Source organism: Xanthomonas sp. 1678 (genome assembly GCF_031455575.1).
Classification (GTDB): Bacteria; Pseudomonadota; Gammaproteobacteria; order Xanthomonadales; family Xanthomonadaceae; genus Xanthomonas_A.
Genome location: NZ_JAVDSZ010000001.1, coordinates 390905 through 406034, shown reverse-complemented (window position 1 = coordinate 406034; position 15130 = coordinate 390905). Strand labels below are relative to the sequence as shown.

The 15130-nt window shown below is 69.1% G+C and carries 8 protein-coding genes; 2 read left to right on the top strand and 6 right to left on the bottom strand.

The features are described from left to right. Positions 1–5 precede the first annotated feature (5 nt). From J2Y70_RS01845 to J2Y70_RS01830, 4 genes are all read right to left on the bottom strand, one after another. The gene (locus J2Y70_RS01845; RefSeq protein WP_309912651.1) at positions 6–2948 is read right to left on the bottom strand and encodes a TonB-dependent receptor; all 2943 of its coding nucleotides are present in this window, start codon (positions 2946–2948) and stop codon (positions 6–8) included. A gap of 138 nt (positions 2949–3086) precedes the next feature. Continuing rightward, positions 3087–4091, bottom strand: coding sequence for a FecR domain-containing protein (locus J2Y70_RS01840; protein ID WP_309912650.1), 1005 nt, complete (start codon positions 4089–4091; stop codon positions 3087–3089). A gap of 20 nt (positions 4092–4111) precedes the next feature. Next, the gene (locus J2Y70_RS01835) at positions 4112–4627 is read right to left on the bottom strand and encodes a sigma-70 family RNA polymerase sigma factor (protein WP_309912648.1); all 516 of its coding nucleotides are present in this window, start codon (positions 4625–4627) and stop codon (positions 4112–4114) included. A gap of 192 nt (positions 4628–4819) precedes the next feature. Further along, the gene (locus tag J2Y70_RS01830; protein WP_309912646.1) at positions 4820–6748 is read right to left on the bottom strand and encodes an alpha-L-fucosidase; all 1929 of its coding nucleotides are present in this window, start codon (positions 6746–6748) and stop codon (positions 4820–4822) included. 447 nt (positions 6749–7195) lie between these two features. Here J2Y70_RS01830 and mutS point away from each other — a divergent pair, with 447 nt between their 5' ends. Continuing rightward, positions 7196–9808, top strand: coding sequence for a DNA mismatch repair protein MutS (gene mutS, locus J2Y70_RS01825; protein ID WP_309912644.1), 2613 nt, complete (start codon positions 7196–7198; stop codon positions 9806–9808). 156 nt (positions 9809–9964) lie between these two features. On the opposite strand, the gene J2Y70_RS01820 is transcribed toward mutS, so the two are convergent. Then, a complete protein-coding gene (locus J2Y70_RS01820; RefSeq protein ID WP_309912642.1) occupies positions 9965–10621 on the bottom strand; it encodes a glutathione S-transferase family protein in 657 nt (218 codons plus the stop codon). A 58-nt stretch (positions 10622–10679) separates the two neighbouring features. Then, a complete protein-coding gene (locus J2Y70_RS01815) occupies positions 10680–11375 on the bottom strand; it encodes a YafY family protein (protein WP_263397690.1) in 696 nt (231 codons plus the stop codon). A 418-nt stretch (positions 11376–11793) separates the two neighbouring features. On the opposite strand from J2Y70_RS01815, the gene J2Y70_RS01810 reads away from it, so the two are divergent. Beyond that, complete coding sequence (locus J2Y70_RS01810) at positions 11794–15102, top strand: AAA family ATPase (protein ID WP_309912639.1); 3309 nt, start codon at positions 11794–11796, stop codon at positions 15100–15102. The last annotated feature ends 28 nt before the right edge of the window (positions 15103–15130 follow it).

Below are 15130 nucleotides of genomic sequence, written 5' to 3'. Positions count from 1 at the left end.
CGCCCTCAGTGGTAGATGAGGTGGAAGTAGAAGAAGCGACCGTAGTCGTCGATCTCGGTACGGAAACGTCCGTTCGGACCGGTGCTGTAGGTCGGCTGCGTGTTGAACAGGTTCTTGGCCTCGTACTTCAGCGTCACGTGCTTGCCGATCCGGTGGCTGAAGGCCAGGTTGAAGGTCATGTACGGGTCGTAGTACGAGTCCAGCCATTGCGTGTCGCCGAAATCGACCAGCATCCGGCTGCGGTAGGTGCCGGACACTCGCAGTTGCGCGCCCTGCCACGGCATGCGCCAGATCAGCGAGCCGTTCAACGACCAGTCCGGCTGGTACAGCAGGCGGTCGAGGCGGCGTTCGCTGCCGTCGCTGATCCGGTAGTCGGTGCGGCCTTCCAGCCGGGTGGCGTTGAAATACATGTCGAAGCGCTGCTGGCCCCAGCGCAGGTTGCGGTTGGCGATGGCGAACTCCACGCCGCGCAGCGTGGATTCGTCGGTGTTCATCGGCTGGGTGACCCGGTAGCGGATGTCGCCGATGGTCTCGAAGGTGGTCAAGGTGTAGATGTCGTCCTTGATGACCTTGTCGAACAGCGCCACCGAGACCAGGCCGTTGTTGCCGTTGAAGTACAGGTCCCAGGCCAGGTCGAGGTTGGTGGCGCGGCGCGGCTCCAGGCCGGCGTTGCCCTGCTGGATGGTGCAGAAATTCCCGCCCTGGCCGTCGTCGCCGCAGCTGGTGTTGGTCGCCTGGGCGATGTTGCTCGGCGTCGGCCGGCCCAGCGTGCGGCTGGCCGAGAAGCGCAGGCGCTGGTCCTCGCTGAGCTTGAAGGTGGCGTTCAACGACGGCAGCAGGTTGTCGTAGCCGCCGCCGGTCTTGCGCAGGTCGGCCGTATAGGTCGTGCCGCCGTCGGCGCTGAAGGGACTGAACGCGTCGAAGCGGGTGTGGTCGTAGCGCAGGCCGCCGATCAGCAACAGCCGCTCCCAGGCGTAGTGCGCCGAGACGTACGCATTGGCGATGTCCTCGACGTACTTGTAGTCGCTGCTGACGTTGGCGTTCGGGTAGGCGGCGTTGTTGTCGCCCAGCTTCTGCACCAACTGCTCGCTCCACTTGCGGTTGTCGATCAACGGAAAGCCCGGCACGGTGCCCAGCAGGGTCGAGCCCGGATAGAGGTAGTCGTTGAGCGTCGCGTTGGTCTTGTAGTAGTCGAAATCGACGTTCTGCCAGATGTTCAGGTGTCGGTACTCGGCGCCGGCGGCGACACCGAAGCCGCGCGCCTCGACGTCGATGTTGTGGGTGAAGTCCACCCGCAGGTTGTCGATGGTCTCCTGCGCCTGGCGCGGCGAGGTGTAGGCCTGCGCCGGATTGAGCTTGAACGCCGAGCTGGTCAGCAGGCTCGGGTCGGAGACGCCGACCGCGTTGGGGAAGCCATGGCTGTCGTTGGCGTAGTCGACGAACAGGTTGCTCGGATAGGCGCGCACGCCCCAGTAGACCTGGGTGTTGTCGAACGTCTCTTCGGTGTGGCCGGCGCGCAGGGTGAGCTTGGACGCATCGCCCACGTCCCAGCTGAAATTGGCGATGGCGCCGCGGTTGCTGCGATCCCAGCGGTCGTGCCGGTTCTTGATGTAGATGCTGTTGATCTGGGTGGTGCCGCTGTCCTCGGTCTGGTTGCGGATCGGGAACTTGGCATTGGAGTACAGGTCGGTCTTGTTCATCGTCGAGTTCTCGTAGAACCGGTACGAGTACAGCAGCAGCGAGGCGTAGAAGGGCTCGTCCGACGGCTTCCACTCCAGCTTGGCCGAGCCGCCGAAGTTGGTGATGTAGTTGGTGTAGGTGCCGGTGCTGAAATTGCCCGGCGCGCGCAGGCCGTTCCAGCCGGCGGCCTCGCTGGGCTCAGTGGTGCCGTCGGTCAGGTATTTGCCGGCGTCGTTGTAGTAGTAGTTCGATTCCACCCAGCGCTTGATGCTGTTGCGCGAACGCTGCTCGTAGCGCGCCACCGCCACGATGCCGAACTGCTGGTCGGCGCCGAACTGGTTGGAGAACACTGCCTTGGCGCTCTTGCCGAAGTGTCCCAGGGTCTTGTGGTCGCCGCCGGCGCTGCGGCCGACGTCGGTTTCGGCGGTGGAGTAGATGCCGGCGACATCGGCGAACACATACTTGCCCGAGCGGTCGAACGCGCTGCGGCTGATGATGTCGATCACCCCGCCGATGGCATCGGGCGCCTGCTCGGCGCTGAAGCTCTTGTAGATGTCGGTGCGGGTGCCGATATCGCTGGGAATCAGCTGCAGGTTGTTCATGCGCTCGCCGGACCCGCTGCCGCCCACGCTGGCGATCGCGATGCCGTCGATGGTCGTGTAGTTGAGGTTGGCCTGCACGCCGCGCACGGTCACGTAGCGCGGCTCGCCCGCGTCCTCCACCGCGCTCAGGCCCGGCGCGGCCATCAGGCTTTCGGCCAGCGTCTCGTCGCCGTAGCTGTCCATCTCGTCGTAGATCACCGAATCCCGGATCATCGGCGAGCTCTTCTTCTGCTCGATCACCTCGTGCGCGGCGATCACCTTCACCGCATCCAGGGTGGGGGCGACCCTGCCCTCCTCCTCCTCGCGCGGCGGCGGCGGCGGCGCGGCCGGCTTGGATTCGCTGCGCGCCGGGGCCGGATCGATGGCGATGACGTTGCCGTCCACCACCGCATAGTTCAGGCCGGTACCGGCCAGCAGCGCATCCAGCGCCTGCTTGACGGTGGCGCCCGCCGGGACCGCACCGCCCATGCGCGCAGTGCCGGTCGGCGAGTACAGGAACTGCACGCCCGAGTTGCGCGAGAGCTGTTCCAGCGCGCGGCCCAACGGCTGCGCGGCGATCGGCGCGGTGACCCGGACTTCCAGGCCCTCCGGCGTCGCCGCGCGCGCCTGGGCGAGCAGACAGGGTGACAGGGCGAGGACGATCGACAGGTAGAGCTGCTTCCGCATTGCGGTTCCTTGGAGAAGAGAGACGGCGGGCGCCACGTCGCGGATCGACGGCGGCTTCTCCTAAGAAAGAGCGGGAAAACGCGGAAGTGGAGAACGCGGATTCGATGAATTTTTTTTGACAGCGCACGCGCCTCGCGCTCAGCGACTGGAGACCCGCACCGTGTCGCCGTCGCGGTGCACCGCGAAACGCGCATCGCGCTGCAGGAAGGCCTGCAGCGCCGCGACCCGGTGCGTGTCCAGGCTGCCGGACAGGCGCACCGATGCGGCCGCCGCGTCCTCGACCACCACCTGCACCGTGTTGTGGCGATTGAATGCCGCGGCGACTTCGTCCAGGCGTTCGTCGAGGAAGGAGACCTTGCGCTGCTGCCAGTCCAGCAGCATCGAGGCCGGCATGTCGAGCCGCTGCACCGCGCCGCTGCCATGATCGACCAGCACCACCCGGCCGGCGTCCAGCTGCGCCAGGCGCCGCGCATCCGTGCCGCTGCGCCAGACCTCCACTTCACCGGACATCACCCCGATGCGGGTGCCCTGCAAGCGCCGCGACACATCGAACACGGTGCCGATGTCGCGGATCTGCAGGCCGTCGACCTGCACCAGGAAGGGCCGCCGATCCGCGGCGATGTCGAAGGTGGCTTCGCCCTGCAGCAGCTCAACCCGCCGCGACAGCCAGCCCATGCGCACACGCACGACGCTGTCCGCGTTGAGACGCAGCTGGGTGCCGTCGGCGAGCCTGAGGTCGCGCAATTGCCCGTGTCCGGCCGTCAGCAGCGGCGCCTGCGGCTGCAGGTGCAGCAATCCGAAGCCAAGCCCCAGCGCGATGCAGGCCGCTGCGGCCGCCAGCATCCAGCCACGGCGTGCGCGGCGCATGCGCGGCGCCGGCGTGCGCGGCGCGCTGGCGAACAACGGCACCACCTTGGCCAGGCTGCCGTGCACTGCCCGGTCGGGAGCCACCGCCTCCTGCCGCGCCATTCCCATGGCCGCGCCCACCTGGCGATGCAGGTGCAAGGCACGCAGGTATTCGCGCACGTGCTCGGGCGAACGCTGCATCCAGTCCAGGAACGCCAGGCGCTGGGGTTCGCTCAGCGCCGCCTCGCGGTTGAGCAGGAACCAGCGGGCCGCCTGCTCGGCCACGGTCCCGTCCATGGATGTCGGCTCCTGCCGGTTCACGCGTCCTCCCCGGCGCCCAGCGCCTTGCGGCAGGCGTCCAGGCCCTTGCCGATGTGCTTGCGCACCATGTGCACGGACACGTCCAACTGCGCACCGATCTGCGGACATTCCAGGCCGTCGCGATAGTGCAGTTCCATCATCCGCCGCGTGGTCGGCGGCAGCCGCGCGATGGCGCCGCGGATATCGCTCCAGCGCTGCCTGCTTTCGAACGTGCCTTCCACGTCCTCTTCGCTCTTCAGCACTTCGGCCAGCAGCTCGACATCCTCCAGCGGCGGCAGCGAAGCGCGCGAGCGCGCATGCTCGCGGGCCAGGTTGGCCGCCACGGTGTACAGGTACGCCTCGGGATTGGCGACCGCCTCGGCGTTCTCGCCGGTCGTGCGCAGCAGGCGCAGGTAGACCTCTTGCGCCAGGTCCTCGGCATCCTCGGCGTGCGAGCCACGGCGAAGGAAGAAGCCACGCAGCAGACGACGCCGCAGTTCGTAGCTCTTCTCCCAGATCCTGACGCTGCTCACGCTGATCGACCGCACCGCACTCGGAAACGTTCGATCTTCCCGCGACAAGATGACATCGCGATTGCATCGCGGCGCTGTCGCACTGCACTGCCCCGCATCGCCGTCCCGTGACACGGCCTTCGCGTCATGAACCAGGGCGTCGCCTCAGCGATGCGCGCCCCCACCGCGCATGGCGGTGGGGAGCGCAAGCGATCATCGCAAGCGCGAGAACGCGCCGATACCGGCGATCGCCAGCCGCTCGGCGGGCACCGCCGTTTCGGCGAACGACAGCCGCAGGTAGCGGATCTGGCGGACGTCGGGGAAATTCAGACGCTGGGTCGAGAGCGCGTAGGCGATATTGGCCAGCTCGCCGGCGCCGGCCGGCTGCCAGTGCCGACCGTCTTCGCTGCTTTCGGCGCGATAGCCTTTCGGCGGCGCCGCGCCATTCATCACCGCGCGCGATGGAGTGAGGCTGAAGCCGGCGACTTGGCGCAGCGCGCCGAGGTCGATGGTCACCTGCACGGGATGGCCGGGCTTGGGCGCGGGCACGACCCAGACCGTGCCGGCATCGTCGTCGAGCAGCTTCTCCGCCCCAGGCGCGCTGGCCTCGACAATCCGCCAACCCGCGGCGGACAGCACGTCCGGCGCGGTCGCCAGCGGCCGCGCGACCGGAACCGGCGCAACCGCGCGGAACAGCGCGAATTCGCTGATCGCCGGGCAGACCGGCGCCTCGAGCACGACCAGGCGCACGCGGCGCGTGGCGACCGGGCGATCGAGCCGCAGGATCCGCTGTGCGCCGATGCATTGCGCCTCGGCCAACCGCTGCCATTGCCCATCGATCTCGGCTTCGACCGCGAAGCGGGTGACGCGCACGCCCAGCGGCAGGTATTCGCGCAGCCGGATCAAGTCGAAGCTGCGAACCGCCGATAGTTCCAGCGTCAGCGTCGGCGTAGTGACGCCATCCGGCGTAGACCAGTAGCTGTCCGCCTGGCGGTCGAGCACGCGCGCCGGCTCGAACCCTTTGCCGCGCGAATCGCTGGCGCTGGCCTTGGCGCCCTTGGCCAGATCGATGGCGAAGCTGGCGCGAATCGCGTCGCCGAAGCTCTGCAGCACCGCGACGTCGTGGTCGGCGATGCGGCCGCGTCGGTCGGGCGGAAGATTGAGATTCATGTTGGTGCCGCGCGCGACGGAGGTGTCGAAATAGCGCACCAGATTCTCCGGGCTGCGCACCTTGCCGTCTTCGTCGGCATGGTAGAACCAGCCCGGGCGGATCGAGGTGTTGGTTTCGGCCGGCCACCACAGTGGCGCTCCGCGCACGCCGGCATTGCCGTTTTCTTGTGTGTAAGGGGCATTGGGCATGGTCGGCCAGCACGGATCGCCGGCGACGCCGTCCTCGTTGCCGACCCAACGGATATCGGCGCCGAGCGGATCGAAGGTGCAGGCCATCGGCTGGTGCTGGTGGACCAGCTCGATCATCCGCGGCCAGTCGTAGTAGGCGGGCGCATCGAGCTTGCGCGTTTCGCGCGCCCCACCGTAGTAGCCGTCGCCGCCATTGGCGCCGTCGAACCAGAACTCGAACAGGTCGCCATAGCCCGTGCACAGTTCGACGATCTGCTTGCGGAAATAGTCGAGATATCCGGGCCGGCCATACTCGGCGTGGTTGCGATCCCAGGGCGAGAGGTAGATGCCGAAGGCCAGGCCGGCGCGCCGGCACGCCGCCGCCATTTCGCCGACGATGTCGCCCTTGCCGTTCTTGTAGGGCGAATTGCGAATGCAATGCTCGGTCAGGCGGGTCGGCCAGAGGCAGAACCCGTCGTGGTGTTTGGCGGTAAAAATCAGCCCTTTCAGGTTGCCGGCCTTGGCGGCGGCGACGATCTGATCGGCGGAGAAATCGCTGGGATCGAACTTGCGCGGATCCTCGTCGCCGTAGCCCCATTCCTTGTCGGTAAAGGTGTTCATCGCAAAATGCACGAAGGCGTATTGCTCCCACCGGTGCCACCGCAGCTGTCGCGCGCTGGGCACGGCGCCCCATGGTGCCGGCCCCTTGGGACGCGGCGCAGCCGCAATCTGGGCGGCGGATGCGCTGAAACCTGCGGCGACGGCCACGACACCCGTGGCAAGAAAGGTACGACGATCGATCATTGGCGCCTCCGACTCTACACAAGCCCGGATCTTAGCTTTTCCAACGGCGGAAGAGTCCGCCTCCCGAAGCCACGGACGGTCGTGCAATGGAGAGAAGATCAATCCGTGTGACGATCCTTCGCCGCATGCCTGGGGATTGACCGCGCGCTGTCGCCGATCCCGGTTTCCACGGACACTTACAGCTGACGCCCAGACGACTCGACCGCACTTGCATGGACTCGGCGTTGCACGTGCTGCACACCGACCGGACATTCCTTGCCTCCCGATTGGCTCCCTGCAACTGTCCATGGAAACGTGACGACACACGGAGTTCCACAGTGGATCGGCAGGTGACGCGTCGGGCCACGGAGCCAGGCTGAAGCTACGCCACCCTGTCCTTTGCTGGCTGCACACGTCCATACTTGCCCACAGCCAGCCATCCCGAAATTCTTCAAACCATTGAATCAGATGCAAAATCGAGAGAAAACCCAAGCGCCTGGAAGCGCAGCGGAACACACCCCGCTGATGAAGCAGTTCTTCGCCGCCAAGTCCGAGTACCCGGACCTGCTGCTGTTCTTTCGCATGGGCGACTTCTATGAGCTGTTCTACGACGACGCGCGCAAGGCCGCGCGGTTGCTGGACATCACCCTGACCCAGCGCGGCAGTTCCGGCGGCGCGCCGATCCCGATGGCCGGGGTGCCGGTGCATGCGTACGAAGGCTATCTGGCGCGGCTGGTGGCGCTGGGCGAGTCGGTGGCGATCTGCGAGCAGATCGGCGATCCGGCGCTGGCCAAGGGCCTGGTCGAGCGCAAGGTGGTGCGCGTGGTCACCCCGGGCACGGTGACCGACGAGGCGCTGCTCGACGAGCGCCGCGACACCTTGCTGATGGCGATCGCGCGCAACAAGCACGGCTACGGCCTGGCCTGGGCCGATCTGGCCGGCGGCCGCTTCCTGGTCAACGAGGTCGACAGCGAGGACGCGCTGGAAGCGGAACTGGCGCGGCTGGAACCGGCCGAGCTGCTGGTGCCCGACGAGGACCAGTGGCCGGAATTCCTGCGCGAGCGGCGCGGCGTGCGCCGCCGCGCGCCGTGGCTGTTCGACGCCGACAGCGGCCGCCGCCAGCTGCTCAACTTCTTCCAGCTGCACGACCTCAGCGGCTTCGGCATCGACGACAAGCCGCGCGCCACCGCCGCCGCCGGCGCGCTGCTCGGCTACGTGGAGGAAACGCAGAAGCAACGCCTGCCGCACCTGACCGCGATCGCGATGGAGACCGCCAGCGAGGCGATCGCGATGAACGCCGCCACGCGCCGCCATCTGGAGCTGGACACGCGGGTGGACGGCGACACCCGCAACACCTTGCTCGGCGTGCTCGACAGCACGGTCACGCCGATGGGCGGGCGCCTGCTGCGGCGCTGGCTGCACCGCCCGCTGCGCCTGCGCGAGGTGCTGGTACAGCGTCACCACGCGGTCGGCACGCTGATCGACCGCGGCGCCGATGCCGACCTGCGCGACGCGTTCCGCGCGCTCGGCGACATCGAACGCATCCTCACCCGCGTGGCGCTGCGCTCGGCGCGCCCGCGCGATTTCTCCACGCTGCGCGACGGTCTGGGCCTGCTGCCCACGGTGCGCACGATCCTGGCGCCGCTGGATTCACCGCGGCTGGCGGCGCTGGCCGCGGAATTGGGCCAGCACGACGAGATCGCGCACCTGCTGGCCTCGGCGATCGCCGAGCAGCCGCCACTCAAGCTCAGCGACGGCGGCGTCATCGCCGCCGACTACGACGCCGAACTGGACGAACTGCGCCGGCTCAGCACCCATGCCGACCAGTTCCTGATCGACCTGGAAGCGCGCGAGCGCGCCAGCAGCGGCATCGCCACGCTGAAGGTCGGCTACAACCGCGTGCACGGCTACTACATCGAGATCAGCAAGGGCCAGGCGGAAAAAGCGCCGGTGCACTACACACGGCGGCAGACGCTGACCAACGCCGAGCGCTACATCACCGAGGAACTGAAGAACTTCGAGGACAAGGTGCTGTCGGCGCGCGAGCGCTCGCTGTCGCGCGAGAAACTGTTGTACGAAGCCTTGCTGGACACCTTGGGCGATCGCCTGGAACCGCTCAAGCGCGCCGCCGCCGCGCTCAGCGAACTTGACGTGCTGGCCGGCTTCGCCGAACGCGCGCAGGCGCTGGACTGGGCGCAGCCGGAACTGGAGACCGCGCCGTGCCTGCGCATCGAACGCGGCCGCCACCCGGTGGTGGAAGCGGTGCGCGAGCAGCCGTTCGAGCCCAACGACCTGGACCTGCATCCGGACCGGCGCATGCTGGTGATCACCGGCCCGAACATGGGCGGCAAGTCCACCTACATGCGCCAGAACGCGTTGATCGTGCTGCTGGCGCACATCGGCAGCTACGTGCCGGCCACGCGTGCGGTGATCGGCCCGATCGACCGCATCCTGACCCGCATCGGCGCCGGCGACGACCTGGCGCGCGGCCAGTCCACCTTCATGGTCGAGATGGCCGAGACCAGCTACATCCTGCATCACGCCAGCGCGCAGTCGCTGGTGCTGATGGACGAGATCGGCCGCGGCACCTCGACCTACGACGGCCTGGCCCTGGCCGATGCGGTGGCGCGCCACCTGGCGCATCACAACCGCTGCTACACCCTGTTCGCCACGCACTATTTCGAGCTGACCGCGCTGGCCGACGAATCGGTCGAAGGCGGCGCCAGCGGCATCGCCAACGTGCATCTGGACGCGGTCGAGCACGGCGACAAACTGGTGTTCATGCATGCGGTCAAGGACGGCCCGGCCAACCGCAGTTTCGGCCTGCAGGTGGCGGCGCTGGCCGGCTTGCCGAAGTCTACCGTCGCACAGGCGCGGCGGCGGCTGGCGGAACTGGAGCAGCGCGGCGGCGAGAGCCACGCTTCGCAGATGGCGCCGCAGGCGCTGGACGCGCCGCAGCAGTTCGGCCTGTTCGCGGCCACGCCCTCGGCCGCGCAGGAAGCGCTGGCGGCGCTGGACCCGGACGAGCTGACGCCCAAGCAGGCGCTGGAAGCGCTGTACCGGCTCAAGTCGCTGCTGTAGCCCGGCGTGCAAGCATCAGCCCCTCTCCCACCGGGAGAGGGGTTGGGGTGAGGGTACGGCGCGAAGCGACTCGCAGAGTTTGAGTGCATCAGGCTTCGCCCGTACCCTCATCCGCCCCTTCGGGGCACCTTCTCCCGATGGGAGAAGGAACAGCCGCTATGCGACCGCCGGCGCCACACTTGCCGGCATATCCGGATTGGGATGCGCCGCGACCAATGCATCGTCGATCGCCGCGGCACGCAATGCCGCCGGTCGCGCGCCATGCCGCTGCGCGAAGGCGGTGAACGCCGGACGCGCGTCGAGCATGCCGAAGCGCAGGTAATACCCCAGCACCGACGCCACGTACAGGTCGGCCGCGCTGAAGCGGTCGCCGGCCAGGTATTCGCGCCCCTCGACCGCCTGCTCCAGCGTGCGCAGCAGGTCGGCCTCGCTGCCGTAACCGGCACTGCGTGCCGGCGCCAGCGCCCCGGCCTGCTTGGCGGTCAGCAGCGACTCGACCGGGCCGGCCAGGAACGCCAGCCAGCGGTAGTAGTCGGCGCGTGCCGGCGAGCCCGGCGGCGGCGCCAGTTGCCGCTCCGGCACCAGGTCGGCCAGGTAGGCGCAGATCGCCGCGTTCTCGGTGACCACGGCGTCGCCGTGGCGCAGCGCCGGGACCTTGCCCATCGGGTTGATCGCCAGGTACTCCGGCGCCTTCATCGTGGTGCCGTAGTCGAGGATGACGTCCTCGTAAGGCAGGCCGGTTTCCTCCAGCATCCAGCGGGCGACGCGGCCGCGCGACAGGGGGTGGGTGTAGAACACGAGCTTGGTGGACATGGGCGGACTTCCGTGGTGGACAGCCTGCAGTCTGGCCCTGCCCTGCTGACAGGTACTGTCAGTAGTCCGCGCCGTAGCCGGTGGCCGCGCGCCAGCGCTTGATCAGCAAGTGCCGCCGCGAGGGATAGCGCTCACCATCGTCGGCCAGGGCCAGCACCCGGTCGGCGCGGAAATGGCGGAAGTCGCGGCGCAGTTCGCACCACGCGGCAATCATGCCGTAGCCGCCGAGGAAGGCCATCGCGAACGGCCAGATCAGCCGTTGCGAGGCCGCCCCGCCCGCATCGGCGTAGTCCATCCGCAACACGTGTTCGAGCCGGATGCCACGGCGCAGCACCGGCAACCACGGCGCCAGCGGTTGCGTGGCGTCGGACGCGGGCACCAGCAGCCCGCTGGTCTCGATCGACAAGCGCAGGTTGCCGGGCAGCGTGGAGGTGATCCGCGCCACCGCGCGCTGCGCCGCCTGCGCCAGTTCCGGATCGGCCTGGCGCGCCACCCAGCGCGCGCCCAGGGTCAGCGCCTCCAGTTCGTCCTCGCTGAAATTCAGCGCCGGCAGCAGGAAGCCCGGACGCAGCACATAGCCGACGCCAGGGTCGCCGAGGATGTCGGCACCTTGCGCGCGCAGGGTCGCGATGTCGCGGTACAGCGTGCGCAGGCTGACGCCCAGCGCGGCAGCGAGTTGGGCACCGGCCACCGGCCGGCGGCGGCCGCGCAGGGCGTCGAGCAGATGCAGCAGGCGGGTCGCGCGGATGGTCATCGCAACAGGATAGTGATCTTTGCCGCGTGCGGAGCGGGATCCTGCGCGCGCGCCTTGCGACGCATCCGACGAACGCGCCGCCAGCCATCGAACCGGTCCGACGACACGCCGGCGCGCAGACGGCTGGCGTGGTCGATCGGCTCGCGCGTGGCTGTAGCCCGCCCGAAACACGCGCGCCTATACTCGTGCAGCCGCCGCCTGCACAGACCGGTGACGCGATTGGATAGCCGCGCGTGCGGACGCGCCCCAGGGACAAGGAAGCAGAGGAACGCATGTCGATACGCCAGGGCACCACGGCACCACCATGGACGCGGCCGGACGCGGCGCTCGCGTGCGCCGCCTTCCGCACCCGTGCCGGTGCCAGACGCGGCGACGGCATCCGATCCAACCGCATCGGCAGGCACTGAAGGAGCCTCGCGTGGAGATCTATCTGTTCGTGATCGGCGTCGTCGTCGGCGCCTTGCTGCTGCACGTCTTCAGACACCCCGGAGCGGCCGCTCCGCGCACGCCGCACTCCGCATCCGACACCGAACCGGAGCCGCAGCAGGCCGCGCCGGAGCCGCCGGCCGGGGAAACGCCGGCCCAGCACGTGCAACGGCTGCGCCAGCAGGTGGAAGCGCTGGACGATCAGATCCAGAGTCCGGCCGACCTGCTGCGGATCCCGCAGTTCCAACAAGGGGTGACGCTGCTGGCAAGCCTGGAGTTCTCCGACCAGGCGGTGATCGAAGCGCTCGGCAGCCCGGGCTACGCGCTGCCGTCGATGGCCGCGGTGGCCCTGCCACGCCGCCGCCGCAGCGATCCGGACGCGGTGCTGGAACTGCTGCCGCATCTGGGCTCGTATCCGCTCAACTTCGTGCTCGACTACCTGCAGGCGCTGCCGGACGCGGACCATCTGCATGTCCTGCTGCGCCAGGCGCGCGACTGGTGGTGGGGCTTCGTGCCGTTCCGGCAGCGCCTGCGCGACTACCTGCACTGGGCCGCGGGCAAGGCGCCGGCGGACCGCGCGGTGGAGTTCGATGGACTGGACGACGATGCGCTGGCCAAGCTGGCCGACACCCTGGGCCAGTTCAAGGAACCGGTGCTGGAGCCGTTCCTGCAACGCTTGCAGGACGCGCGCCGCGCGCACCGCGAGCAGCGCGTGCTGGGCGGTTTCGGCCGGGTCGTCGCCACGCTGCCGCCGCGCCTGCGCCTGCGCCATCCCGCGCTGGACGCAGCGCTGCAGCGCGCCTACGAACAGCTGGTGGCCACGCCGCCGCAACCGGTGCTGCTGGTCGGCGAACACGGCGTCGGCAAGAGCGTGCTGATCGATCTGCTCAGCGAACGCCTGCTGGCTGAGGGCTGGCGCGTGTTCGAGGCGTCGGCGGCCGAGATCCTCGCCGGGCAGAGCTACATCGGCGAACTGGAAGGACGTATCCGCGAGATGCTGGCAGTGCTGCATCGCGAACGCGCGCTGTGGCGCGCGCCGGATTTCTACGACCTGCTGCACAAGGGTTCGCACTCGCGCGACCCGCGCGGCATTCTCGACCTGGTGCTGCCGGCGCTGGAGCGCGGCGAACTGCGCCTGATCGGCGAGATCACACCGCGGCAACTGGCGCAGTTGCAGGTGGCGCGGCCGGCGACGCGCTCGCGCTTCGAAGTGGTCACGCTGGCGCCGGCCGCGCCCGCCGCGCTGGCGCAGATCGGCCAACAGTGGGCGCAGGCGCAGCGGCAGGCGCTGCAGGCGGAAGTGATCGATGCGCGCGCGCTGGCCGAGGCCGAACGCATGGCCGCGCAGTATTTCCCCGAGCAACACGAGCCGGGGCGGCTGCTGCAGCTGCTGGACGAGACCCTGCAGGCCGCCACAGGCGGCGAGGCGCCGCGCCTGCCGCTCGACGACGATGCCTTGCTGCAGGCCGTGGCCAAGCGCAGCGGCCTGCCGCTGGAGGTGATCGACGATCGCCAGCGGCTGGAACTGGACGCGCTGCGCCGCTTCTTCCGCCAGCGCGTGCTCGGCCAGGACGAGGCGGTGGAGACCCTGGTCGACCGCATTGCCATGCTCAAGGCCGGGCTGATCGACAGCCATCGCCCGATCGGCGTGTTCCTGTTCGCCGGCCCCACCGGCACCGGCAAGACCGAACTGGCCAAGGCGCTGGGCGAGCTGCTGTTCGGCACCCCCGAGCGCCTGCTGCGCCTGGACATGAGCGAATTCCAGGGCGAGGACGCGCTGGCGCGGCTCACCGGCGACGACAGCGCCGGTCAGCGCACGCTGATCGCGCGGATCCGCGAACAGCCGTTCTCGGTGGTGCTGCTGGACGAGTTCGAGAAGGCCCACCCCAAGGTCTGGGACCTGTTCCTGCAGGTGTTCGACGACGCGCGGCTGAGCGACCGCAACGGCAACACCGCCGACTTCCGCCACAGCATCATCATCCTGACCAGCAACGTCGGCGCTACCCTCGCCCGCGGCGCGGGTCCCGGCTTCGCCACCGTCGCCGGCGGCTATTCGCGCAGCGCGGTGGAGAAAGCGGTATACGAAACCTTCCGCCGCGAGTTCATCAACCGCCTCGACCGCGTGGTGCTGTTCAACCCGCTGGACCGCGCGCTGATGCGCGAGATCCTGCACAAGGAACTGGACCGCACGCTGACCCGGCGCGGCCTGCGCAACCGCGCCTGGGCGGTGGAATGGGAACCGTCGGCGATCGAATTCCTGCTCGACCGCGGCTTCACCCCGGACCTGGGCGCGCGCCCGCTGCGCCGCGCGATCGAACAGCATCTGCTCGCGCCGCTGGCGCGCAGCATCGTCGAACAGCGCGCGCCGGAAGGCGACCAGTTCCTGTTCGTGCGCGGCGCCGGCGATCGCCTGGACGTGCGTTTCATCGCCCCCGACGCACCCGTGCCGGCACTCGCACCGGGCGCCGACGCCGATCCGGCAGCGCCGGCGGACCTGCGCGACATCGTCTATGCGTCCAGCGCCAGCGACGCGGTGCTGCCGCGCCTGGATGCGGCCCTGCACCTCCTGCACCAGACGCATGCCGCGAGCGCGTGGCGGCTGGCGCGGGAGGCGGACTTCGCCGGCATGGGCGAAGCCGACTTCTGGTCGCAGCCCGGCCGCTTCCAGGTGCTGGACCGGATCGAACGCCGCGACCGCATCGAGAGCGCGCTGGACAGCGCCGTGCGCATGCGCGCGCGACTGCACGGCGCGCAGCGCGACGGCGAGTTCGTCGCGCGCCTGGCGCAACTGCTGTGGCTGCTGCAACTGGCCAGCGATGCGCTGCAGGAACAACGCGCGCAGGACGCGCTGTTGGACCTGCGCATCGGCGCCAGCGAATTGCACCGCCATCCCGCCGACGCGCGGCGCTGGTGGCAGCAACTGCTGCAGATGTATCTGGCCTGGGCCACGCAACGCAACATGCGGGTGGAAGTACTGCTGCAGGATCCCGAACAGGGCCGGGCCTGGCTAGCGATCGCCGGCTTCGGCGCGCTGGACCTGCTGCTGCCGGAAACCGGCCTGCACGTGCAGGAACAGGATGCCGACGAACCGGCGCTGCGCCGGCTCACGGCGCAGGTTCGGGTCGTGCCTGACCTGCCCGGACAGGCCCGGCGGGCACCGGCCGTCGACGAGGAACTGCGCGTGTGCCGACGCTATCGCATCGCCCCGGCACCGCTGGTGCGCGACAGCGTGCGCGGTTGGCGCAGCGGCCGGCTGGAGCGCGTGCTGGGCGGCGATTTCGATGTGATGCCCAACGCCTGAACCGCGCGGTCGTAGCTGCGCACGCCCT

Coding starts and splice junctions, on each gene's coding strand:
- J2Y70_RS01845 (WP_309912651.1), bottom strand. CDS start 2,948: ATGCGGAAGCAGCTCTACCTGTCGATCGTCCTCGCCCTGTCACCCTGT.
- J2Y70_RS01840 (WP_309912650.1), bottom strand. CDS start 4,091: ATGGACGGGACCGTGGCCGAGCAGGCGGCCCGCTGGTTCCTGCTCAAC.
- J2Y70_RS01830 (WP_309912646.1), bottom strand. CDS start 6,748: ATGATCGATCGTCGTACCTTTCTTGCCACGGGTGTCGTGGCCGTCGCC.
- mutS (WP_309912644.1), top strand. CDS start 7,196: ATGCAAAATCGAGAGAAAACCCAAGCGCCTGGAAGCGCAGCGGAACAC.
- J2Y70_RS01820 (WP_309912642.1), bottom strand. CDS start 10,621: ATGTCCACCAAGCTCGTGTTCTACACCCACCCCCTGTCGCGCGGCCGC.
- J2Y70_RS01815 (WP_263397690.1), bottom strand. CDS start 11,375: ATGACCATCCGCGCGACCCGCCTGCTGCATCTGCTCGACGCCCTGCGC.